This window comes from Marinobacter pelagius, from assembly GCF_003315345.1.
Taxonomy (GTDB): Bacteria; Pseudomonadota; Gammaproteobacteria; order Pseudomonadales; family Oleiphilaceae; genus Marinobacter; species Marinobacter pelagius_A.
In genome coordinates this window covers 1-23,721 of the sequence record NZ_QNRO01000034.1, presented here as the reverse complement: position 1 = coordinate 23,721, position 23,721 = coordinate 1, and the positions used below count along the sequence as shown (strand labels likewise).

At 58.7% G+C, this 23,721-nt stretch carries 16 protein-coding genes, 2 tRNA genes and 1 pseudogene; 12 read left to right on the top strand and 7 right to left on the bottom strand.

Annotated features, from left to right (window positions below):
* Positions 1-93 precede the first annotated feature (93 nt).
* The 3 genes and pseudogenes from DET50_RS18740 to DET50_RS18730 form a co-directional block, all read left to right on the top strand.
* A pseudogene (locus DET50_RS18740) lies at positions 94-3,090 on the top strand (DEAD/DEAH box helicase); the annotation flags it as partial.
* The gene (locus DET50_RS18735; protein ID WP_113864233.1) at positions 3,087-4,769 is read left to right on the top strand and encodes a class I SAM-dependent methyltransferase; all 1,683 of its coding nucleotides are present in this window, start codon (positions 3,087-3,089) and stop codon (positions 4,767-4,769) included. The pseudogene DET50_RS18740 and the gene DET50_RS18735, both read left to right, overlap by 4 nt.
* A gap of 112 nt (positions 4,770-4,881) precedes the next feature.
* Positions 4,882-5,691: an SDR family oxidoreductase gene (locus DET50_RS18730; RefSeq protein ID WP_113864232.1), complete on the top strand. Its 810-nt coding sequence runs from the start codon at positions 4,882-4,884 to the stop codon at positions 5,689-5,691.
* A gap of 3 nt (positions 5,692-5,694) precedes the next feature.
* Here the strand turns inward: DET50_RS18730 and DET50_RS18725 are convergent, their stop codons facing one another.
* On the bottom strand, positions 5,695-6,879 hold the full coding sequence (locus tag DET50_RS18725) for a trans-sulfuration enzyme family protein (RefSeq protein ID WP_113864231.1): 1,185 nt from the start codon (positions 6,877-6,879) through the stop codon (positions 5,695-5,697).
* 173 nt (positions 6,880-7,052) lie between these two features.
* Here DET50_RS18725 and selD point away from each other — a divergent pair, with 173 nt between their 5' ends.
* Positions 7,053-8,090, top strand: a complete 1,038-nt coding sequence (selD, locus tag DET50_RS18720) for a selenide, water dikinase SelD (protein WP_404932757.1) — start codon at positions 7,053-7,055, stop codon at positions 8,088-8,090.
* A gap of 30 nt (positions 8,091-8,120) precedes the next feature.
* The gene (locus DET50_RS18715; protein WP_113864229.1) at positions 8,121-9,035 is read left to right on the top strand and encodes an AEC family transporter; all 915 of its coding nucleotides are present in this window, start codon (positions 8,121-8,123) and stop codon (positions 9,033-9,035) included.
* On the opposite strand, the gene DET50_RS18710 is transcribed toward DET50_RS18715, so the two are convergent.
* Complete coding sequence (locus DET50_RS18710) at positions 9,012-9,938, bottom strand: zinc ABC transporter substrate-binding protein (RefSeq protein ID WP_113864228.1); 927 nt, start codon at positions 9,936-9,938, stop codon at positions 9,012-9,014. The two genes, DET50_RS18715 and DET50_RS18710, sit on opposite strands and share 24 nt — an antisense overlap.
* A gap of 146 nt (positions 9,939-10,084) precedes the next feature.
* Between DET50_RS18710 and gltX the strand changes: the two genes are divergently transcribed.
* The 3 genes from gltX to DET50_RS18695 all read left to right on the top strand — a co-directional run bounded on the left by gltX (position 10,085) and on the right by DET50_RS18695 (position 11,841).
* Positions 10,085-11,566: a glutamate--tRNA ligase gene (gene gltX, locus DET50_RS18705; protein WP_113864227.1), complete on the top strand. Its 1,482-nt coding sequence runs from the start codon at positions 10,085-10,087 to the stop codon at positions 11,564-11,566.
* Positions 11,567-11,682: 116 nt separating this feature from the next.
* Positions 11,683-11,758, top strand: a tRNA-Ala gene (locus DET50_RS18700).
* 7 nt (positions 11,759-11,765) lie between these two features.
* A tRNA-Glu gene (locus DET50_RS18695) sits at positions 11,766-11,841 on the top strand.
* Positions 11,842-12,125: 284 nt separating this feature from the next.
* Here DET50_RS18695 and DET50_RS18690 read toward each other — a convergent pair.
* Positions 12,126-12,977: a 6-carboxytetrahydropterin synthase gene (locus tag DET50_RS18690; RefSeq protein ID WP_113864226.1), complete on the bottom strand. Its 852-nt coding sequence runs from the start codon at positions 12,975-12,977 to the stop codon at positions 12,126-12,128.
* 103 nt (positions 12,978-13,080) lie between these two features.
* On the opposite strand from DET50_RS18690, the gene DET50_RS18685 reads away from it, so the two are divergent.
* Entirely contained in the window at positions 13,081-13,728 is a 648-nt protein-coding gene (locus DET50_RS18685) for a nucleotidyltransferase family protein (protein WP_258546173.1), read from the top strand.
* On the opposite strand, the gene DET50_RS18680 is transcribed toward DET50_RS18685, so the two are convergent.
* From DET50_RS18680 to DET50_RS18670, 3 genes are all read right to left on the bottom strand, one after another.
* Positions 13,688-14,788, bottom strand: coding sequence for a response regulator (locus tag DET50_RS18680; protein WP_113864224.1), 1,101 nt, complete (start codon positions 14,786-14,788; stop codon positions 13,688-13,690). The genes DET50_RS18685 and DET50_RS18680 overlap by 41 nt on opposite strands.
* Positions 14,789-14,839: 51 nt before the next feature.
* Entirely contained in the window at positions 14,840-15,970 is a 1,131-nt protein-coding gene (locus DET50_RS18675) for a PEGA domain-containing protein (RefSeq protein WP_113864223.1), read from the bottom strand.
* A gap of 113 nt (positions 15,971-16,083) precedes the next feature.
* Complete coding sequence (locus tag DET50_RS18670) at positions 16,084-16,545, bottom strand: hypothetical protein (protein WP_113864222.1); 462 nt, start codon at positions 16,543-16,545, stop codon at positions 16,084-16,086.
* 99 nt (positions 16,546-16,644) lie between these two features.
* On the opposite strand from DET50_RS18670, the gene DET50_RS18665 reads away from it, so the two are divergent.
* Positions 16,645-19,569 carry an insulinase family protein gene (locus DET50_RS18665; RefSeq protein ID WP_113864221.1) on the top strand — a complete coding sequence of 975 codons (2,925 nt, stop codon included), beginning with the start codon at positions 16,645-16,647 and terminating at the stop codon, positions 19,567-19,569.
* Positions 19,570-19,668: 99 nt separating this feature from the next.
* Here the strand turns inward: DET50_RS18665 and ppsR are convergent, their stop codons facing one another.
* Positions 19,669-20,484 (bottom strand): posphoenolpyruvate synthetase regulatory kinase/phosphorylase PpsR, encoded by an 816-nt coding sequence (ppsR, locus tag DET50_RS18660; protein ID WP_092000197.1) that lies wholly within the window; start codon positions 20,482-20,484, stop codon positions 19,669-19,671.
* A 171-nt stretch (positions 20,485-20,655) separates the two neighbouring features.
* On the opposite strand from ppsR, the gene ppsA reads away from it, so the two are divergent.
* Both ppsA and rraA read left to right on the top strand, forming a co-directional pair.
* Positions 20,656-23,028: a phosphoenolpyruvate synthase gene (gene ppsA, locus DET50_RS18655; RefSeq protein ID WP_113864220.1), complete on the top strand. Its 2,373-nt coding sequence runs from the start codon at positions 20,656-20,658 to the stop codon at positions 23,026-23,028.
* Between the two features lie 30 nt (positions 23,029-23,058).
* Positions 23,059-23,538 (top strand): ribonuclease E activity regulator RraA, encoded by a 480-nt coding sequence (gene rraA, locus DET50_RS18650; RefSeq protein ID WP_092000191.1) that lies wholly within the window; start codon positions 23,059-23,061, stop codon positions 23,536-23,538.
* Positions 23,539-23,721 lie beyond the last annotated feature (183 nt).

Sequence of the window (23,721 nt, the reverse complement as noted above, 5' to 3'; positions counted from 1 at the left end):
ACTCAACTACGGAGTCGATCTATCAACCATCTGAGGGTGGTATCAGATTGATGGGGTGAAGGTGCCCCATCAACCATTAAATCCGTATACCCAAATATTCTTGAGTTCGCCATTGAGTCAGTGCCCTCGGGCGACGACCGGCTGCAAAAGCAGATCGAGTTCTCCAACCAACTGCTAATCTGGTTGAAAGGGCAGATCCAGGACGACGGATTTCTGGAAGAGAATCTTCTTGATAGCCAGGGAAAGATTCTGACCGCTCTGTATGAGCTGGATAACCCTGTTGCAGCTAACCTCAAGCAATACGTAGAAGATATTTACCCTCTCACGGGACTTACCCAGAGTGAGTTGTTCTCGGGAAGTAATGCCGGCCTGTCACTTGAGTCCGAATCGAAAAGAGAAATCCTTTCAGCGGACACGATTTACTGGCTGGTGTCGTTCATCAAGTGGGCCGGAATTCGTATTTTCAGGAAAGAGCTGGAAGCCTTTACCGCCAGTGGTCGCGAGCTGAAAATTATCACCACATCCTACATGGGCGCGACCGATGCGAGGGCGGTTGAGTATTTGGCCAGCTTGCCGAACACCGAAGTGAGGCTGAGCTACAACACCGAGCGCGAGAGGCTGCACGCCAAGAGCTATTTGTTCCTCAGAAATTCGGGCTTTCACACCGGCTATATCGGATCATCAAACCTCTCCCGCTCGGCGTTGACTAATGGCCTCGAGTGGAATCTGAAGATCACGTCTCAGGAAATTCCGCACATCATCAACAAGTCCCTCAGCACCTTTGAAACCTATTGGGCTTCAGACGAATTTGAGCAGTTTGATGGCCAGGCGGAAAGCGCTGAGAAACTCAAGCGTGCACTGAAGCAGCAGAAAGGATGGGATGATGTTGGCGCGGTGCATTTTTTTGATATTACGCCGTTTCCTCATCAGAAGGACATTCTGGAACAGCTGTCTGTGGAACGGGACGTACACCGGCGTTATCGAAACCTTATCGTAGCTGCCACAGGCACCGGTAAGACGCTTATTTCGGCCTTTGATTTCCACCGATTTTTAAAAGCGAAACCGAACGCCAATTTTCTGTTTGTTGCACATCGGGAGGAAATTCTGAGACAGGCTCGTGAAGCCTACCGGGGAGTACTGAGAAATAGTGCTTTTGGCGAGCTATGGGTGGGAGGACAGCTGCCTGAACATTACCGCCAGCTTTTCGTATCCATCCAGACATTAAACAACCAGCTACATCAGCTGAAACTGACACCGGACTACTACGACTACATTGTAATCGATGAAGTGCACCATATTGCCGCATCAAGTTACCGAGCGGTCCTTGAGCATTTCTCGCCTTCGATACTTTTGGGGCTGACGGCAACACCGGAGCGGCACGATGGTGGCGATATTCTCGGCGACTTTGGTGGCGTCATTGCGGCAGAGCTTCGCTTGCCAGAAGCAATCAACCGTCGCCACCTTTGCCCATTCCAATACTTTGGAGTCGATGACGACACTGATCTTCGCACCATTCCGTGGAATCGTGGTCGTTACGATCCCGTTCAGCTAACCAACTTGTACACGCACAACCATGACCGAGTAAAAAAGATACTGCGCAGTTTGCGGGAAATCGTCACCGATATAGACGCCATGAGGGCGCTGGCATTCTGTGTGAGCCGCGATCACGCGAATTTTATGGTTCAGCAGCTCCTGCTGCATGGTATCAAGGCTGATGTGCTGACCAGTGACAACAGCCATGAACGTCAGCAAAAGCAGCAAGCCATTCGGTCCGGGAAGATCAACGTGTTGTGTGTGGTCGATATCTTCAACGAAGGCATCGACATTCCGGAAGTGGATACTCTGCTGTTTCTCCGTCCGACGGAGAGCTTGACCATTTTCTTGCAGCAGCTTGGCCGCGGTCTTCGGTTGGCCGACGGCAAAGATTGTTGCACGGTACTGGATTTCGTCGGTAATTCCCGGCCAGAGTATGATTTTGCGAATAAATTCAGAGCGCTGGTGGGTAAGTCTGAACGCTCGATCACCGATGAGCTGAAACAAGGTTTCCCTCATGCGCCACTGGGTTGCCGGATTGAGCTGACCAAGAAAACCCAGGAGATGGTGCTCAGTAACATCCGGCAGGCCACTCTGACGCTGAAGCGTCTGGTTTCGTTGGTTCGCCAGTTTCCTCAGCATTCCATACAGCCGCTGACACTGAAGAATTTTCTAACTCAGCATCCACACATTGATCTCAATGAGCTGTATAAGCGAGGCAGTTGGTCAGAGCTGGTTAGTAGAGCCAAAGATGAAGAAGTTGATGATAAGTCGCGGTTCAAACTGGCGAAAAAGGGGATCTTCAATCGGATTTTGATTTGTGACGATCACAACTACCTACTTTTCCTTAAAAGGTTGTGCCAGGCGGGCTTTGTTTGGGATCAGGAAGATAGTCGTCGGGCGCTGATGTGCCATTACGATTTCTGGCAAAAAGCCGGGCCTGAGTTGAAGTTCGAGTCACTTACCCAGAGCTTGGCCGAACTCAATAAGTTGGGACTTAAGTACGAGTTGGTAGACGTGCTCGATTGGAAATTGGCGCAAACCAAACATGAGCAGCCAAGTATGCCGCAGTTGCAGCAAGTCCCTTTACGCTTGCATACGCGTTACTCTCGAGAGCAAATTCTGGTTGGATTTGGTGCAATAACTTTCGATCATCAGCCCCCCTCAAGAGAAGGCGTTTTTGTAATACAGGATCAGAATATCGAGCTCTTGTTTGTCACATTAGACAAGAACGAAAAGCAATTTTCTCCGACCACCATGTATCACGACTACGCCATAAACGAGGAGTTGTTTCATTGGCAGTCGCAAAACAGCGCCCGGCCTGACCGCGGGCGAGGGAAGGACTATATTCAACACAGCTCCATTAACAAAAGGTTGTTTTTGTTTGTAAGGGAGCAAGCCAAGGATGAATATGGTCGCACGATGGGCTTTGTGAATTATGGAGAGGTAGACTACGCGTCCCATACTGGTTCACAGCCAATGAGTATTACGTGGAAACTCCGTACGCCTATGCCAAACTTTATGTGGCAACAGGCTGCAAAGTTAGCGGTAGCATGACTTACGCCTCCTACAACAAAAACGCGCAGAAATTCTTTGATCAATACCAGTCCCTGACCTTCGAACAGGTCCACAGCGACTGGCTTCCCCAACTGGGCAAGAATTCCGGACTCGCTCTGGACGTAGGTGCTGGCAGCGGCCGCGATGCACTGGCCCTGGCGGGGCGCGGTTGGGATGTGGTGGCGGTGGAGCCGGCTTCCGAGTTGCGACGCCTGGGCGAGGCGGCAACAGCGCACCGGAGTATCCAGTGGGTGGATGATTCCCTGCCGGACATGAGCGAAATCCGCAAACTCAGTTACCGGTTTGATCTGGTTCTGGTGTCCGCGGTGTGGATGCACGTTCCGCCCACTTCCCGCGAGCGGGCGTTCCGGATTCTGACGGAGCTGTTGGCGCCCTCCGGCATGTTGGTGATCACTCTGCGCCACGGGCCGGGGGATGGAGAGCGGAAGTTCTACGAAGTCACCAAAGCTGAGCTGGACAGCTTTGCCCGCCATCGTGCTGTTATGCCGGTGCCATTGCCGGATACAGCTCGTGCAGATGAATTAAAGCGCGAAGATATATGGTGGGAAACCGCCGTATACCGATTGCCGGATGACGGCACCGGGGCGCTGCCCACGTTGCGGCATATCATCATCAACGACAACAAATCCTCCACCTACAAGCTCGGCCTGCTGCGGACCCTGGTGCGTATGGCAGACAGCGCGCCGGGGCTGGTGCTGAACCGGTCGGATGATTGGGTGGAACTGCCGCTGGGGGCAGTGGGTCTGTTCTGGGTCATGCTGTATCACCCGTTGGTGCTGAAACACCATCTACGGCAGTCTCCGGGTTCCCGTGGGCTGGGCTTTGCGGGCGATGATTTTTACGAGCTGGGGAAGTTGTCGCCGCTGGATTTCCGGGTGGGGTTGTCGCTGTCGGCGGAGGTTGCGCCGGTGGTGATGCGGGCTATCAGGCTGGCGGCTTCAAACATTCTCAAGAACCCGGCGCATTTCACCACCTGGCCGGGTACCCACCGCCAGATTTTCGAGGGTGGCGCAAGCCGACTGACCATTCGTAACGAGCCGGTCCGATTGGATAAGGAAACCCTGGCACGGTTCGGTCGCTTCCGGGTACCGGCCATGCTCTGGGATACCTTCAGCCGTTATGCCTGCTGGGTAGAGCCGGCGATTGTGAATGAGTGGATCAACCTGATGGGCAGCTGGGAGGCCCGTTACTCGTCGGAGACTTACCACAAGGCGCTGCAGTGGGTAGAAGGGCGGCGCGATACCTCGGTGGTGCGCAAGCTGGTGGAGCAACAGCTGTCTTCCGGTTCCGTGGAGTGTGTGTGGACCGCCAGAGACCTTTCCCGGAGTCGCTACGATATTGATCACTGCTTTCCCTGGTCCCGGTGGAACAATAACGATCTGTGGAATCTGTTGCCTGCTTCCCACACCGCCAATGCTGCGAAATCCGAAAGGCTCCCGGCAGATTCCCTGCTGAAACAGGCCCGGCCCCGGGTGATCGAGTGGTGGGAGCATGCCATTGTCGGATCGGAACGCGAGCGACAGTTTTACTCGGAGGCGGAAGCGGCGCTTCCGTTGCTGGGGGAGAGTCGTAGCCTCGACGGCGTATTCGAAGGTATGTTGCAGCAGCGTCTGCGGTTAAAAACCAACCTTCAGCTGGCAGAGTGGCTCGGGCTTTGAGCGCTGATTGGCTGCTCGGCCACTTCGCGCTCCGTCAATGAAGGCATAGGTTCTTCAGCGATGGCTGGTTAAGCTACCGGGAACAATAACCAGAACGGAGCACGTTCCGCGCATGAGCCACTCCCGTAAAGTCGCTTCATCCGACTCCACCAGAAACATCTACATCACCGGCGGTGCCAGCGGTATCGGTCTCCAGCTTGCCCGAGACTATGTGCGCTCCGGCTGCGCGGTGACGCTCTTTGATATCCAGTCCACAGAAGAGGCCGTTGCCGAGCTTTCCTCCATTCCCGGCGCTGGCCCGGTGCGCGCCTTTGCCCTGGATGTCAGTGATCCCGCCTCGGTCCGGGCGGTGTTCTCCGAGGCTGCGGCGGAGCAAGGGCCGGATGTGGTCATCCATTGTGCCGGTATCTGCATCGCTGCGCCTTTTGACGAAATCGACGACGATGCCTACACCCGGCTCATCAACATCAACCTGCTTGGCTCCCGACACGTGGCGGCGGGGGTGTTGCCGCATCTGAAGGCCGGCGCCCAATTTGTGTTCGTGGCCTCCATGGCCGGGCTGGTCGGCTGTTACGGGTATTCGGCGTACAGTGCCTCGAAATACGGTGTGGTTGGTCTGGCGGAAGTGTTGCGAATTGAATGGGCGCCAAGGGGCATCGATGTGTCTGTGGTCTGTCCACCGGAGGTGGAGACACCTTTGGTGGTGGAGGAGCGCAAGAGCCGGCCGAAACAGACCGAGAGCCTGAAGCTGATGGCCGGTACATTGCCGGTGGAGTATGCCGTCGAGCAGATTCGCCGGGGCATCGATCGGCGCCAATTCCTGATTATTCCGGGTAAGCGGGCCCGCAGCCTGTGGTTCACCAACAAGCTGCTGCCCGGATTCCTCGCCCGTCGGCTGGCGGATTATCTGGTCAGCCGCTGAGTTTTAGCCGAAGGCTTTGTCGAGGGCCTGATTAAGATCCTCGATCAGGTCCTTGCCATCTTCCAGCCCGATGGATAGCCGCAGCATGCCGTCGGTAATGCCCCGCTTGAGACGTTCCTCCTGGCTGAGTCCGTGGTGGCTGGTGGCGCAGGGTTGGCTGACAAGGCTCTCTACGCCGCCGAGACTGGTGGCCAGCAGGAAGAGGCGCAGGTTGTCTGCCACCGCGGTGGATGCTGCCCGGTTACCGTCCACCTCGATCGTGACCATGCCGCCAAATCCTTTCATCTGCCGGGCGGCCAGTTCGTGGTCGGCAAATCCGGGCAAGCCGGGGTAGAGCACACGGCGCACCTTCGGGTGATTTTCCATGGCCTGTGCCACCGCCATGGCGTTCTCGTTATGCTGGCGGATACGTACCGGCAGGGTGCGCAGGCTCCGTGAAAGCAGGGCGGCGGTTTCCGGGGCAAGCAGCTGGCCCAGGTTCTTGCGCCAGGGCACCACCGCTGCCGCCAGTTCCGCTGTAGTCATGAGTGCGCCTGCGGTCAGGTCACTGTGGCCGCCCAGGTACTTGGTGGCGCTATGCAACACCAGGTCGGCGCCCAGTTCCAGTGGTTGCTGGTTGATGGGGCTGGCAAAGGTGTTGTCGACCGCCACCAGGGCGCCATGCTGGTGGGCGGTCCTGGCGATGGCAGCGACGTCCAGAATGGCCAGGTTGGGGTTGGCCGGCGTCTCGAAATACACCAGCTTGCCCGGTTCATCCAGGGTGTTTGCCAGCTGGCCCACCTCTTCCTTGAACAGGAAACGCACCGGAATGCCCAGTGCCTGGCAGTGATTGACCAGCAGCTCCTGGGTGCCTCCGTACAGATCCCCCACGCACACGATGCCCTTGCGCCCATGGGCCAGCAGTGTCGCGGAAATGGCGGCCATGCCCGAGGCAAACGCCAGCGCGGACTCTGCGTTCTCAAGCCGGGCCAGGCCCTGTTCCAGTTCTTCGATGCTCGGGTTGGTGCCCCAGCGGGTGTAGAGATGGCCCGGTGCGCGGGCCTCGATCACGTCGAGCAACGCTTCAGTGTTCTCGAACTGGTAGGTGGTGGTGTTGTAGACCGGCGAGTAAGGACTGCCGAAGCTGTCCCGGTGATGGCGGTTGTGGATGATGCCTGTGGCGGGGCCGTAGGGGTTGTCCTGGCTCATTGCAGCTCCTGATGGTTGGGCTTGACCAAGAATTCTTGCACGGGGATGCTTCCGCCGAAAGGTGCGGGATTGATCTGGGTGGTGCAGATATGGATGCAAACCGGGCCGACGGGTAGACTTGCGCGTATTTCCCGAATACGTTCATTTACATGCGAAAAAATAGGAAACGTACTTTGGCTATCCGACTGACCGAACTCAGCCACGGCGCAGGCTGTGGCTGCAAGATTGCTCCCGATGTGCTGGATCGCATTCTTCATACCGACGCGCCCGAATTCAAGGATCCACGCCTGCTGGTAGGCAACAGCAGCCGTGATGACGCCGCCGTGGCGGACGTGGGCAATGGCCTCGGGGTGATCAGTACCACCGATTTCTTCATGCCGGTGGTGGACGATCCGTTTGATTTCGGGCGGATTGCCGCTGCCAATGCCATTAGTGATGTCTATGCCATGGGCGGGAAGCCGGTGATGGCCATTGCCATTCTGGGCTGGCCGGTGAACGAACTGGCGCCAGAGATTGCTGCGCAGGTGATTGATGGCGGTCGCGCCGTGTGTGCCGAGGCGGGGATTGCCCTGGCTGGCGGACACAGCATCGATTCTCCGGAGCCGATCTTCGGTCTGGCGGTGACGGGGCAGGTGGCGGTGGACCGCATCATCCGCAATGACGCCGCCAAAGCCGGGGACCTGCTGTACCTCACCAAGCCTCTGGGCGTGGGGATTCTCACCAGCGCTTCCAAGAAGGGCAAGGTCAGTGCTGAGGATCTTGAAGTTGCGGTGAAGAGCATGGCGACGCTGAACAAGGCGGGTGAAGCCTTTGCGCATGTGGACGGCGTTCACGCCATGACGGATGTGACCGGCTTCGGCCTTGCGGGGCATCTGCTGGAGGTATGCCGCGGCAGTGGTTTGCGGGCAACGGTGAATCGGTGTGCCATTCCGGTACTGCCGAACCTTCAGCCCTATATCGACGCGGACTGCATTCCCGGAGGTACCCACCGCAACGCAGCCGCGTTTGGCAAAGCCATTGAAGGCATGACCGAAGCCGACAAACTGCTGTTCTGTGATCCCCAGACCAGCGGCGGCCTGATGGTCTGTGTGGCCGAGGAGAGCCGTGCGGCGTTCGAAGCCGTGGCCCGGGAGCAGGGGCTGGAACTGTCACCGATGGGACGGCTGGAAGCGGCCGGCTCCGAAGAGAACTTCGTAGTGATTGAGGACTGATGACCAAACACACGGATTGGAGCTGTTGATATGCCAGTGATGGTGCAGGCCCTGGTGCCGGTGTTCGTGCTGATCATGCTCGGGCACCTGTTCCGGCGTTGGGGCTTTCCCGGTGACGACTTCTGGCCCCAGGCCGAGCGTTTCACCTATTACGTGCTTTTCCCGGCGATGCTGGTGTTCAAGCTGGGCCAGGCGCGACTGCCCCCGTCGGCCTATGGTGACATTGCCCTGCTGATCTTCTCCATGCTGCTGGCGATGACACTGGTGCTGGTGGTGGTGCAGCTTATCTGGCGCTGGAGCGGGCCGGTGTTCTCCTCTGTTTACCAGGGCGCGATCCGGTTCAACTCCTACGTGGGCCTGGCCGCAGGTGGCATGCTGCTGGGGGATGACGGGCTGTCCCTGACGGCAATCGCCGTGGCGGTCATGGTGCCCACGCTGAACCTGCTGTGCATTCTGATGTTCACCCTGGTGGCGGATCAGGACAAGGTGCGGTTTGGTCAGGTGTTCAAGGCGATCGTTACCAACCCGCTGATTGTCGGCTCGGTGATCGGGGTGGTTTGGAGCTATTTCCAGATCGGTTTCCACCCTTTGCTGGCTGGAATCCTTCAGCCCCTGAGCAACCTGGCGTTGCCTATGGGCCTGATGACCGTGGGTGCCGGGTTGCAGCTAACCGCCTTGCGGGGCGCCTCCATGCCGTTTCTGGTGTCGTCGGTGCTGAAGCTGCTGGCCTTTCCGCTGATGGCGGCGGGCCTGTCGTGGATGCTGGGTATGGAAGGTCTGATGGTGCAGGTGGCGGTGTTGCTGGCAACGTTACCCACCGCCACTTCAGCTTATATCCTGGCCCGACAGCTGGGTGGCGATGCCCCCCTGATGGCGGGCATCATCAGTGGCCAGACCCTGCTGGCCATGGCCTCCATTCCGTTAATGCTGAGCATCCTCTGGTAGGCACTGGAGGATGGCATCGGCAATGGACTGCTGGAAATCGATGTAGCCGGTCTCGGTGGCGTCGATCTCCATGGCCAGTGGATCCCAGGTGCTGAACGTCACGTCCAGGCCTTCGGTGATGGAACTCCACCACTGGCGGTTGAACTGCGGTTCAGTCAGCAGGCATGGGTGTGTCGCTTCACGTAGCTTGTCCTGGACCTCGGCCACGTGCCGTGCCCCCGGGGAAAGCTCCGGATTGAGCGTCAGTACGCCTGCCAGTTCCAGTTCATAATGCTCGGTGAAGCGGACGAGGGCGCTGTGATAGGCAAAGATGTCAATCTCCTTTGCCGGTGCCAACTGTTCGCGAATGGCTGCTTCCCGTTCGGTCAGTGCCACCTCAAATGCGGCCAGCTTCTCGCTGATCGCATTCTGGTCCGCACCTTCCTGCGCGGCCAGTGCCTTTGCAATATCCCGGGCCATCTCGAGACCCAACATCGGGTCTACCCACAGATGCGGGTCCTCGCCTTCGCCATGGCCATGGCCGTGATCGTGACCGTGCTCTTCCTCGTGTCCCTCCTCGGCTAATTCCTCACCGGACAGGGCGATGGTGCGACCATGAAACTCTTCGGCCGACAGCAGGCGGATGAGGAAAGTTTCCATATCCGGACCGACCCAGAACACCAGATCTGCATTCTCCAGGGCGCGCCGTTGGGACGGGCGAATGGTGTAGTTGTGGGGGCTGGAGCCTGGCGGTACCAGGGTTGTGACCTGGACATCCTCGGGTGCAATCGCCCGCACCAGCAGTTCCAGCGGCTTGATCGAGGTGACCACGTTCACTTCGGCGTTTGCGGGCGCGGCTGTGAATACGGCGGCGCCAAGGATTACAGGCGCAAGGGATCGACCCACGCGGGACAAGATCGACATGTTCGGACTTCCTGAAGCTGTGTTGAATGAAATGTTATAATATAACAAGATTGCCTGAATCGCCAACGGGATGGTCATGCGAAATCGGCGGCGGGCCGGTATAATGCCGGCTTTATCAAACGGCCACCGACATTTCAGGAAAGTTTATGACTGTACGTACCCGAATTGCTCCATCCCCCACCGGAGATCCACACGTTGGTACCGCCTACGTGGCCCTGTTCAACCTGTGTTTCGCCCGGCAGCACGGCGGGCAGTTCATCCTGCGGATTGAAGACACTGATCAGGCACGCAGCACGGCGGAATCCGAGCGGGATATCCTGCAGGCCCTCCGTTGGCTGGGGCTGAACTGGGACGAAGGTCCCGATGTGGGTGGTCCCCACAGTCCCTATCGCCAGTCCGAGCGCAAGCACATGTATGCCCAGTATGCCGAGGACCTGGTAACGGCCGGTCACGCCTTTTACTGTTTCCGGACTCCGGAAGAGCTGGATGCGATCCGTGAGGAGCGTAAGGCCAAGGGTATGAATCCGGGTATCAAGGGCGATCTGGAGCTGTCGGATGAAGAGGTCAAGCGCCGCCTCGACGCCGGGGAGAAGTACGTCATTCGTATGAAGGTGCCGGATGAGGGTATCTGTGAAATCGACGACATGCTGCGCGGTACCATCGAGATCGACTGGAGCCAGGTGGATTGCCAGATTCTGCTCAAGTCCGACGGCATGCCGACCTATCACCTGGCGAATGTGGTGGATGACTATCTGATGGGGATCACCCATGTCCTCCGTGGCGAGGAATGGATCAACTCCGCGCCCAAGCACAAGCTGCTGTATCAGTATTTCGGCTGGGACATGCCGGTGCTGTGCCACCTGCCGCTGCTGCGTAACCCGGATAAGAGCAAGCTTTCCAAGCGCAAGAACCCCACCAGCATCAACTTCTATGAGCGCATGGGATTCCTGCCGGAGGCGGTGACCAACTACCTGGGCCGTATGGGCTGGTCCATGCCGGATGAGCGGGAGAAATTCACCCTGGACGAGATGATCGAGAACTTCGACATCCAGCGGGTATCCCTTGGCGGGCCGGTGTTTGATGTGGAGAAGCTGCGCTGGCTGAACGGTCAGTGGCTGCGGGAAGAGCTGAACGATGAGCAGTTCATGGAGCGCATGCGCCAGTGGTGGTTCAATGAAGACGACCTTAAGGCTCTGGTGCCGCATGTGAAGGGCAGGGCTGAGGTGTTCTCTGACGTAGTCCCCATGGCCCAGTTCATGTTCTCTGGCATGCTCAACCTCACCCCGGAGGACTTCGCCCACAACAAGCTGGAAGAAGCCCAGATCAAGCGGGTGCTGCAGTTTACCCTGTGGAAGCTGGAAGCCGAGCGGCACTGGAGCAAGGAAAACATTTTCGCCGACATCAAGGGCCTGGCCAAGGCCATGGAGCTGAAGATGGGCGATTTCATGTTCCCGGTGTTCGTGGCGATTGCCGGCACGCCGAATTCCTGGTCGGTAATGGATTCCATGGCTCTGCTGGGACCGGACATGACCCGTTCGCGGTTGCGCCATGCCCTGGAGGTTCTGGGTGGTTTCTCGAAGAAAGAAACCAAGAAAGTGGAGAAGGAATACGCCGCATTGGGTGTGTAATAACCGGTTTGGTGAAGAAGTAAACGATCTGGACAGGGAGGTTCAGAAAACTGAAAAAAAAGTGTTTTTAAGTGTTGACGCCCCCCGGGTGGATCCTTAATATACGCAGCCGTTGAGGGGCCATAGCTCAGCTGGGAGAGCGCAACACTGGCAGTGTTGAGGTCGGCGGTTCGATCCCGCCTGGCTCCACCAATTTCTAGTCCCCTTCGTCTAGTGGCCTAGGACTCCGCCCTTTCACGGCGGCAACAGGGGTTCGAACCCCCTAGGGGACGCCAATACGGCTTGACGGTTTAGTCCACCGGAAAGCCATCAAAAAAACCGCCTTCGGGCGGTTTTTTTGTGTCTGTCAGATAGTGAAGATGGGGTCAGAAGAAGGCGTTCTTCAGACCCCTGAGTTTGGCGCTGGCATGAAAATGGGGTCAGATGAAAGCTTTCATCAGACCCCGACTTACCCCCTGCGGTCTGAAGAACGCTTTCATCAGACCCCGACTTACCCCCTGGGGTCTGAAGAACGCTTTCTTCTGACCCCGTCTTGGATCTCTGCCCCCGCGTTACCGGTTCAACGCTCGGCAATCGCCCCTTTGCCCACGCCCTCATACGCCTTCACCCGAATCGAATCCGTCGGAAACTCCACCTTCAGCTTGTCCGCCATATGCGCCGCAATTAGCTCAACAGTGGTATCGGTATCCAGCATATACACCCGTTCCTCGGGCAGGGTGAGGGCGAATTCGCCCTGGTTGGCTTCGTACTCGAAGGTTACGTAGCGAACGCCATCTGCCCCGACGTGGCGACGAACCACGTCCTCTTCGGAACCCACGTAGATATCCCGCCACAAGGTGGCCCAGCGGCGTTCCAGGTCGTAATCCCGGTGGTCGTTGCGGTCGATGCGGATCGGAGAGCGGTGGCCGTGGGCGATGCGCTGGCAGTTGCCCAGGTGTTTTTTCAGGCCGTGAACGTAGTGGTAGTAGGCACCTTCGATCACTTCCTCGCGCAGGTTGATGGTCACGGAGGTCACATTGGCCGGCAACACCTCCATCAGTTCGTGCTCCAGCAGACGGGCCACCGCGGAGGGCACCACGTGCTCGGCGGAGAGCCAGACGACGGCCTCATCCGGGGAGCGGTGCATGATCTCGCTGCCATCGGTGAGCTTCCAGGTGAAGGTGTCCGGCTGGTCTTCGTTCCAGATCAGGCCTTCATAGCCTCTGGGGATCACCAGACGGTGGTCGACGCGCTCGTCGATCACTCGCTTGATGGTGCGTTTGACGTTGCTGAAGTCGAACACCATGCCCTGTTCGTCCAGTTCTCCGCCAAGCACCACGTCAGCTATCCAGCTCTCGCCCACCAGCCCGCGGGTAGCGTCCAGGTAGGCGAAATCGATGACGGTAAGGTTGTCGACAAACAGGTGATTCATCGGGAGTCCGGAGGGTATGATTGAGTGATGGGCGAATTCTAGCAAAAATCAGCAGTTCCGGCAGTGTGCCGGTGCTTTCCCGCCATTGGATATTGCTATCGGGGTGCTTATCAGAAGATTCAGTTCTCATCCGGACGAATCCGGTTTTGCCGTGATTGTGCTGGCAGCCGGTGCATCAACCCGCCTGGGGCGTCCCAAGGCCCTGCTCAAACTGCCGGATGGCGGTACTCTTCTGGATCAGGCGTTGCGCCAGGCCCGGTTGCTCAGCCGGGATGTGCGCGTGGTCACCGGCGCCTGGTACCCGCTGATCCGTTTTCGCTGTCATCTCCAGCCCTCGGTCTGGTTGCCCTGCGAACAATGGGCCCAGGGTTTGTCTGCGTCGCTGGCAACAGGCATTGAGAGTCTGGGGCCGCAGGTAAAAGGCACCTTTGTGCTGGTGGCAGACCAGCCGTTGCTGGATCCGGAGGCCCTTCGGGCAATGGGACAGGCGGCGCGGCAGGTGCCAGGCCAGCCGATGGCGGCTGATTATGGCGGAAGGGCCGGTGTACCGGCGTATCTGCCTCGCTGGCTATGGCCCGAGGTGATGGTCCTGGAAGGGGATCGGGGTGCCGGCAGGCTGCTCACGGAGGTTGGCGCTACCCTGGTGCCCGTTGAGGGCATTCATGACGATGTCGATACGCCCTCGGACTGGCGGCGCATCCGCGCGCGGTTCAGCCAAACAAACCGGACAGCCAGGCAATACCGACGCTGAAGATGCCGAGGCTGACTGCCAGGCCCAGGGCATAGACCCGGGAGTTGGCGGCGCGCTGCTGCGCAACGAACAGGTCAATGGTGCGCTGGGCGATGTCTTCCGAGGTTTCCCGCGAGATTTCATGGGCCTGCTGGATCGCCTCCGACTGCAGCGTTTGCCAGAACTCGGTGTCAATCGTTTGCACGCTGGTGATGTGATCCTTGAGCTCGTCCATGTGCTCGCTGGTGAAGCCGGACTGACGCTTGAGGTCCCGCTTCAGCTCGGCCAGCTCGCGGGCAAGGCTCAGGTTCACCTCCGCCGCCACATCATCCCGCAGGTGCCGGGTGCGCTGTTCGATCAGTTCCGAGAGGTCGCCCAGCCGCTCCTCGATGGCGGCTTCCTGTTTGCTCCGGGTCTCATCCAGAGCGCGTCTCAGATGATCAAACTGCTCATCGAACAGGTCGCTCAGCAGTTCATGGAGGCGGTTGTTGATGTGGGTCTTCACCGCTGAGCGCGCGATCTGTTCGATCAGTTCACTGGTGAGTGGCACCACGTTGGATGGGGCGTGGCCATTGGTCATCGGTTCCTGCTCAGGCTCGGATTTCGGAGCGAGTTGCACCGACGCGTCTTCGGGAACACTCAGAACCTCGCGATCCGCTTCCTGCGGAATCTCCGTGAATGTTGGTTCTGGGAGAGTGCCGTTGCTGACGTCGCTGGCCAGCTGGTCGAGAACCTCGCCAAGGCCGTCCGTCTGCGGTGGCTTTGTCAGGATGTTGTAGACCCCGAAGTTTTTCGCTTCCTCGGTAAAGGAAGGGGATTTCCTCGACGTGCACATGATGATCGGGATGTCCGCGGTGTCCGGATTGCCCTTGATGGCGCGGGTGGCTTCCACGCCGTTCATGCCGGGCATCAGGTGGTCCATGAAAATCACGTCCGGGCGCTCATGGCTGTTCAGGAAGTCCAGGGCTTCCTCCGCCGAGCCGGCCATGTTGACCTGCATGTCCCGGCTTTCCAGCAGTTTGCTCAGGGCAAACCGGGCCACCTTGGAGTCATCTACCAGCAGAGCGTTCTTGATCGACATGGTCACTACCTCAACCTGTTACTGCGAGTGCGTGGGTTACCGGGCCGGGATTTACCAGCCTTCCAGTTGCGGGCACTGGGTGGCCCGATAGCTCTTCTCCCGATAACACACACCGGGTTCCGTGGTGCGGGCAGTGAATACCTCACCGGCCGCGGTGGTCAGACGAACCTGTCCATAGGGTTCGCCGTGGCGGAAGGTGGCCTCGATCGAGCTGCCGTTGGGATTGCGCAGCAGACCCTTGCCGTGAAACGTGCCTTCCATGTACTGCCCTTCGTATTTCTTGCCGTCGGCAAAGATCTCGGTGCCCGAGCCGTGGAATTCACCGTTAGAAAACTCGCCCTCGTAGGCTCGGCCGTCCGGATAGGTGAGGGCGCCGGTACCGTGGAATTCATTGTTGCGGAAACCGCCGACATACAGCATGCCGTCGGCGGTGGTCAGGGAGCCGTGGCCATTGAGCAGTCCCTCCGCCCACTGGCCGGTGAGAATGTCCCCGTTCGCGCGGGTCAATGTGCCCTTGCCGTGGAATTTGCCGTCGATGAAATGGCCTTCGTAGCGCAGCCCTTGCTGATCCTGGTAGGTGCCGTCACCGGTCCGGACCCCGCCGACCCAGGTCCCGTTGCGGTAATTGACGGTGGTATAGGCCTCGAGTTTGGCGACCAGGGTCATTTCGTCCCCGGCTTCGAGGGCAACCGTCTGTTGCCAGGATTGATAGCCGGGCTTGCTGATGGTGACGTCGTATTCGCCGGGCTGGAGCTCCAGATCGAGACGGGTAGCCCCGTACTCTTTGCCGTTGATGGTGACCTGATCACCAATGACATTGGAGCGCAGTACCATCAGGCCGGTGGTGGGTTCAGGTTCCGGCTTTGGTTCTGGTTTCGCCGCTTGTTCCGCCATCGCCGTCGTTTGAGTGTCTTCGGGCAGGGGCGGAATGCTGAAGGGCTCGGCCACGGAGATCGCTTTCGGAGTCGGTTTCGGGGGCGCAGGCTCTGGCACCTGCTGTATTTTCTCGGGCTCGGCGGGTTCAGGGGTGTTGGTAACCGCCGTCTCAATGGTTTCGGAAGGCGTAGGCGAGGGTTGCAGTTCCAGCAAGCTGTGGTCATCACCAACCGAGGCAAAGCCGGCGGTCACCAGGAGCATCAGCGCCAGCGCATTAATGAACAGCAGTGGTCTGAAATCGACCATGGAGGAACCTCTTGATCCTGTCTTACCGAATCCTGATTACCTCCTGATCTTAACCACTGACTGCAACGTTATGTAACAGAAAGTGTCTGAAGTTATCGAGAATGCCGGACAAATCACACTTTGTCCGGAAGCTGATCATGGTTGAGCTGTTCCCATGATCTCATGTAGACATCGGCTTCGTATTCATAGGGCGAGCGGAACGGGGTCAGGACGAAGTCGAAAACCAGGAAAAAGAAACCGATTGAAGCCCAGGCGATCAGAATGGTGCTGATGGTGGTGGCCTGGACCTCCGGGTTGGAATTGACGAAATCCTGCAGCAGGGGAATCAGGTCGGCGGCCATAGCCACCGGATTGAAACTCGACAGTACAAAGGGAACCCAGAAGGCGATCATGATCGGGAAAAAGCCGAAGGACCATAGCAGGCGACGCAGAAGGTAGATGCCGACTTCCCGCCAGAACCTGTTTCGGATCTCCGGTACCTTGCGGATACGCTCGAGGTAGCGGCGCCGCTCCGCCCAGTAGGCGGCGACTTCCGGGGCCTCGAGGGTTGTGGTTTCTTCAGCGGACTTGGTCATGGCTTGCAGGACTACCTTATCGCTACGGGACTGTGCATGATAATCGATACTACGTGTTACCCTACAAGTCTCCATTTGTTTAAAGACAGGATAGATTGAATGGCTGCTGTGATCGAGAACGCAACCCATCCGGCCTTTGAGAAGCTACGCAGTCACCGGATTGACACCCTCAACCTCGAGGTTGAGGAGTACCGTCACAAGAAGACCGGTGCCCGCCACCTGCATCTGGCGGCGGACAACGACGAGAACGTGTTCTTCGTTGCCCTGCGCACCTTCCCGATGGACTCCACAGGGGTGGCTCATATCCTGGAACACACGGCCCTGTGTGGCAGTGAGAAGTATCCGGTGCGGGACCCGTTTTTCATGATGATTCGCCGGTCCCTGAACACCTTCATGAATGCCTTCACCAGCAGTGACTGGACGGCCTATCCGTTTGCCAGCATGAACCGGAAGGACTTCGACAACCTGCTCTCGGTGTACCTTGATTCGGTGTTTTTCTCCAAGCTGGACCCGCTGGATTTTGCCCAGGAAGGTCATCGGCTGGAATTCGAGAAGCCGGACGATCCCAACACTGATCTGGTGTATCGGGGTGTGGTGTACAACGAGATGAAGGGGGCCATGAGCGCGCCGACCTCCCAGCTGTGGCAGAACCTCAGCAGCCACCTGTTCCCGACCACCACTTACCACTACAACAGTGGCGGTGAGCCGGATCACATCGTCGATCTGAGCTACGACGATCTGGTCAACTTCTATCGCCACCACTACCACCCGAGCAACGCGATCTTTGCCACCTACGGCAGTATTCCGGCTCACGAGCATCACGAGCGCTTCGAGGAGCTGGCGCTCAAGCGGTTCGACAAGCTCGACATCGAACTGCCGGTCCGCGACGAGAAGCGGATGTTCAGCCCGGTCCGGGTGGAGCAGGGCTATGCGGTGAACGAGGGTGAGGGCACCGAGAACAAGACCCACATCGTGACGGGGTGGTTGCTCGGCCACAGTTTTGACCTGCTGGAAAACATGGAAGGCCAGCTGCTGTCCGCTGTGTTGCTGGAGAACAGCGCGTCCCCGCTGATGCGGGCGCTGGAAACCACCGATCTCGGCCATGCGCCGTCACCCATGTGTGGCCTCGAAGACTCCAACCGGGAGATGACCTTTGTTTGTGGTATCGAGGGCAGTGAGCCGGACAAGCACAAAGAGCTCGAGACGCTGATCGAGAACACCCTGCAGAAAGTGATTGAAGAGGGTGTCAGCGAGGAACGGCTGGAAGCAATCCTCCACCAGCTGGAACTGCATCAGCGGGAAATCGCCGGCGACCAGTTCCCCTATGGTCTGCAGCTGATCATGAGTGCCATCGCGCCGATGGTTCATGGCGGCGACCCGGTGGAACTGCTGGATCTCGAGCCGGTACTGGCAACCCTGCGGGAGAAGATCAAGGATCCGGAGTATGTGCCGGGCCTGATTCGCCGCAAGCTGCTGGAAAACCCGCACCGGGTCACCCTGACCCTGCGCCCGGACGAGAAGCTGGAGTCCCGTCGCCAGCAGGCAATCCGAGAAGCCCTGGCCCGTCGCAAAGCCACGCTGACAGAGGAAGAGGCTCAGCAGATCGTGGATCGTGCCCGCGCCCTCGAAGAGCGCCAGATGCGCAAGGATGACGACTCCATCCTGCCCAAGGTGGATTTGTCCGATGTACCCCTGCAGATGCCCGAGCCGGAGTGCCGCTATGACGGCGATATTTCCGCGACGGTTTACGCCCGCGGTACCAACGGCCTGGTGTACGAGCAGGTGGTAGTGCCGGTTCCGACGCTGACCGAAGAAGATCTTCTGTTCCTGCCGTACTACACCACACTGATCTCGGAGGTCGGCTGTGGTGATCTGGATTACCTGCAGATGCAGGACCGGATTTCCGCGGAATCCGGTGGCATCAGTGCCGCCTTCAGTGCCAAGGGCAAGATCGATGACGTGCAGGATGTCTCGGGCTACCTGATTTTCAGTGGCAAGGCCCTGGCCCGTAACCGTGGCAAGCTCACACGACTGCTGCATGACGTCTACAACGGTGCGCGCTTTGACGAGAAGGACCGTATCCGGGAAATCATTGCCCAGATCCGGGCCCGTCGGGTTCAGGCGGTGACCGGCAGTGGCCACGCTCTGGCCATGGGAGCGGCATCCCAGGGTCTGAGTGCGGGTGCCTGGCTGGCCTATCGTCTTGGTGGCCTGGCGGGAATTCGCGGTACCAAGCAACTGGATGAAGCCCTGAACGATCCGGCCGAGCTGGAGGCCTTCTGTGGCCGGCTGGCTGCATTGCACGAGAAGATCCGGAACCAGCGGCGCCAGTTCCTGGTGATCGGTGAAGACGAGCAGCTGCCGGCCATGGTGGATGACCTCAAATCCTGCTGGCAGGGCGAGCCCGATGGCAGCGGGGAAACCTGGCGCATGGACCCGGTGGATTACACCACACGGGAAGCCTGGCTCACCTCAACCCAGGTTAACTTCTGCGCCAGGGCCTATCAGACCGTGCCGGTGGATCATCCCGATGCGGCGGCATTGACCGTGCTTGGCGGGTTCCTGCGTAACGGGTACCTGCACCGTGCCATTCGTGAGAAGGGTGGTGCCTATGGCGGTGGCGCCGGGCAGGACAGCGTCAATGGCGTGTTCCGGTTCTTCTCCTATCGGGATCCCCGGCTGGGTGAGACGTTGGAAGACTTCGACAAGGCCCTGGACTGGCTGCAAGAAAACGACCATGAATATCAAGAGCTGGAGGAGTCCATCCTCGGCGTTATTGGCCAGCTCGACCGCCCACGCTCTCCGGCCGGTGCCGCGCGGCATGCGTTCCATAACAAGCTGTTCGGCCGCTCACCCGAGCAACGCGCCCGGTTCCGGGAGCGGGTTCTGGCTGTGACGCTGGATGACCTGAAGCGGGTGGCCAACACCTGGCTGGTGCCGGAGAAGGCCAGCACCGCGGTGGTGACCAGCTCCGATAACCGGGAGATGGTGACCGAGCTGGGGCTGGCGATTCAGGAGCTTTAGGCTGGATGAAAACGGGGTCAGATGAAGGCTTTCATCAGACCCCACCTTCAATCTGAACCTCGGGGGTCTGAAGAACGCTTTCTTCTGACCCCAATTTCATCACCGATGCCGCTTCAGCCCGGTCGTCACCATAATCCTCGTCGAAATCTCCTCCACCGAATACGCCGTGGTATTCAGATAGGGAATCCGCTCCCGCCGGTACATCAGTTCAATCTCTTCGATTTCATGCATGCACTGCTGGATGGACGAGTAGCGCGAGTTGGGGCGGCGTTCGTTGCGGATGGTGGCCAGGCGTTCGGGATCGATGGTCAGGCCGAACAGTTTTTCCCGGTGGGGGCGCAGGGCTTTAGGCATGCGCTGGTCGGCCAGGTCTTCGTCGGTAATCGGGTAATTGGCTGCTTTTACACCATACTGCAGGGCAAGGTATAGGCAGGTGGGTGTCTTGCCACTGCGGGAAGCGCCAATGAGAATCAGGTCTGCTTCGTCGTAATGGCGAGTGCGGGCGCCATCGTCGTTGTCCAGGGCGAAGTTGACGGCCTTGATCCGGCGTTCGTAACTGCCTTCGTTGTTGATCGAGTGACTTTTGCCTACGGTGTAGGAAGAAGATGCATTCAGTTCCTGTTCCAGCGGATTCAGGAAGGTGCCAAAGATGTCGACCATGAAGCCGTCGGCCCGGGAGATGATTTCCCGGATGTCGCTGTCCACAATGGTGTCGAACACCAGCGGCCGCTCGCCGTCGGTCTCTGAGGCCTTGTTGATCCGGGTCACCATGGCCCGGGCTTTGTCCTCGTCATCGATGTAGGGAACGGTCACGCGCTCGAAGTCGATTTTCTCGAATTGGGCCAAAAGTGCGTGGCCGAGCGCTTCGGCGGTCAGGCCGGTGCCGTCGGAGATGAAGAAGGCAGTACGTTTCATGGTGTGTGTCCGGTTCCAAATCTGACTGTGAGTGCCCTAGGTAATTTCCGCAGGTTACAGTATCATACACGCCAAGTTCGAGACTCCGCAGTGGATATTGCCTGCATTTGCCGCTGAATATCGCTGGCCCGGTTTTGCTCTTTGCTTCACAGACTCTAAGGGAGACGCGCTTTGGAAGATTACATCATCTGGTTTGATCACCTCGGAATGTCTGATGTCGACCGGGTAGGCGGAAAGAACGCCTCCCTGGGCGAAATGATCAGTAATCTCGCCAACGCAGGTGTCACCGTTCCCGGCGGCTTTGCCACGACAGCTCACGCCTACCGCGAGTTCCTGGCAACCGACGGCCTCAAGGACAAGATCGATGATGCCCTCGAGAAGCTGGACGTTAACGACGTAAACGAACTGGCCCGCGTCGGTTCCCAGATTCGCCAGTGGGTGATTGATACCGATTTGCCGGATGTCCTGGAAAAGCCGTTGGCAGAGGCTTATGCCAAGCTGCAGGACGGAAACGAGCACATGGCGGTTGCGGTTCGCTCGTCTGCCACGGCAGAAGACCTCCCGGACGCCTCGTTCGCCGGGCAGCAGGAAACCTTCCTGAACGTGGTGGGCCTCCAGCAGGTGCGTCGCGCGGTCAAGGAGGTGTTTGCCTCCCTGTTCAATGACCGGGCCATTTCCTACCGCGTCCACCATGGCTTCGACCACAAGCTGGTGGCCCTGTCCGCCGGTATCCAGAAGATGGTGCGCAGTGAGACCGCGGCCAGTGGCGTGATGTTCACCCTGGATACCGAATCCGGCTTTCGGGACGTCGTCTTTATTACCTCTTCCTACGGCCTGGGCGAGACCGTGGTCCAGGGTGCCGTGAACCCGGACGAATTCTATGTTCACAAGCCGACCTTGGAAGCCCGTCGCCCGGCGGTGCTGCGCCGTAACCTGGGCAGCAAGGCCATCAAGATGGTCTACCATTCCAGCCCCGGCGAAGGCGAGTATGTGGAGACCGTCAAGGTCGACCAGGAAGACCGTAACCGTTTCTCCATTACCGATGCCGAGGTGGAAGAGCTGGCCAAGCAGGCCATGATCATCGAGAAACACTACGACCGTCCGATGGACATCGAGTGGGCGAAGGATGGTGACGATGGCAAGATCTACATCGTCCAGGCGCGTCCGGAGACTGTTAAGAGCCGGGCCGCCGCCAATGTCATGGAGCGTTACCTGCTGAACGAAACCGGCAAGGTGCTGGTGGAAGGCCGCAGTATCGGCCACAAGATCGGCAGTGGTCCGGTGAAAATAATCACCAGCATCAACGAGATGGATCGCGTGCAGCCGGGCGACGTCCTGGTTACCGACATGACCGACCCGGACTGGGAGCCGGTCATGAAGCGTGCCTCCGCGATCGTTACCGATCGGGGCGGTCGGACCTGTCACGCGGCCATCATTGCCCGGGAGCTGGGTATCCCGGCCGTGGTCGGCTGTGGTGATGCTACCGAAGTGCTGAAGGACGGCCAGGAAGTGACGGTCTCCTGCGCCGAGGGTGACACCGGCATGATCTACGAAGGTGCGCTGGATTTCGAGCTGCGCGAGAACACCGTGGATTCCATGCCGAATATTCCGTTCAAGATCATGATGAACGTGGGCAACCCGGACCGCGCGTTCGATTTCCAGGCACTGCCCAACGAAGGTGTTGGCCTGGCACGCCTGGAGTTCATCATCAACCGGATGATCGGTGTGCATCCGAAAGCACTGCTGAACTTCGACGGCCTGCCCCGGGATATCAAGCAGACCGTGGAAAAGCGTATTGCCGGCTATTCTTCACCGGTAGACTTCTATGTCGACAAGCTGGTGGAGGGTATTTCCACCCTGGCAGCCGCGTTTGCGCCGAAGAAAGTGATCGTTCGTCTGTCCGACTTCAAATCCAACGAGTACGCCAACCTCATCGGCGGCACCCTGTACGAGCCGGATGAAGAGAACCCGATGCTGGGCTTCCGGGGTGCTTCCCGCTACATCTCCGATACCTTCCGGGACTGCTTCGAGCTCGAGTGCCGTGCCCTGAAGAAAGTTCGTAACGAGATGGGCCTGACCAACGTGGAAGTGATGGTGCCGTTCGTACGGACCGTCGGTGAAGCGGAGCAGGTGGTCAATCTGCTGGCGGAGAATGGTCTGAAGCGTGGCGATAACGGCCTGCGGGTGATCATGATGTGCGAGCTGCCGGCCAACGCCTTGCTGGCCGACCAGTTCCTCGAGCACTTTGACGGCTTCTCCATCGGGTCCAACGACCTGACCCAGCTGACCCTGGGGCTGGACCGCGACTCTGGCATCATCGCCCACCTGTTCGATGAGCGGAACGATGCGGTCAAGTTGCTGCTGTCCTACGCTATCCAGGCCTGCAGGAAGGCTGGCAAATATATCGGTATCTGCGGCCAGGGCCCGTCGGACCATCCGGATCTGGCCAAGTGGCTGATGGACCAGGGGATTGATTCCGTATCCCTGAACCCGGATTCGGTTCTGGATACCTGGTTCTTCCTGGCCGACGAGAAGATCGACTGATTCCATTTCCGGACAAAGGAGAGTAACTACATGGCAGACATCATTACCCCGGATCTGTGTGACGAATTTCCGGAAGTCCAGGTGGTCGAGCCCGGTTTCAACAACTACGGTGGCGTGAAAAACTTTGGCGGTGAGATTGTCACCGTGAAGTGTTTCGAGGATAACTCCGTGGTCAAGGAGCAGGTGGGTCAGCCCGGACATGGCCGCGTCATGGTGGTTGATGGTGGTGCGTCAAAGCGTAACGCATTGCTGGGCGATATGCTGGCGGAGAAGGCGGCCAGCAATGGCTGGGCCGGCCTGATCATTTACGGCTGCATCCGTGATGTGGACGAGATCGGGCAGACCAACCTGGGTGTGCAGGCGCTGGGCACCGTCCCCCGGAAGACCGAGAAGCGGGGTATCGGTGACCTGAATATTCCGGTTACCTTCCACGGAGTTACCTTTCATCCGGGTCATTACGTGTATGCCGACAATAACGGCATCATCGTCTCCGAGAAGCCGCTGGTCTGATCCGGCGGTCAGGAACGAAAAAGGGCGGCCCGAGGGCCGCCCTCAGACTGCTGACGAACCCCGGTTTTTCCGGGGTTCGTTGCGTTTGGGCGCTTTAAATTTAGTTGGCGATGGAGTTAGCCCAATACTCCTGACCGGATTGCCAATACTTCAGCAAAGCCAGTTTCCGGGCCCATTTTCGGA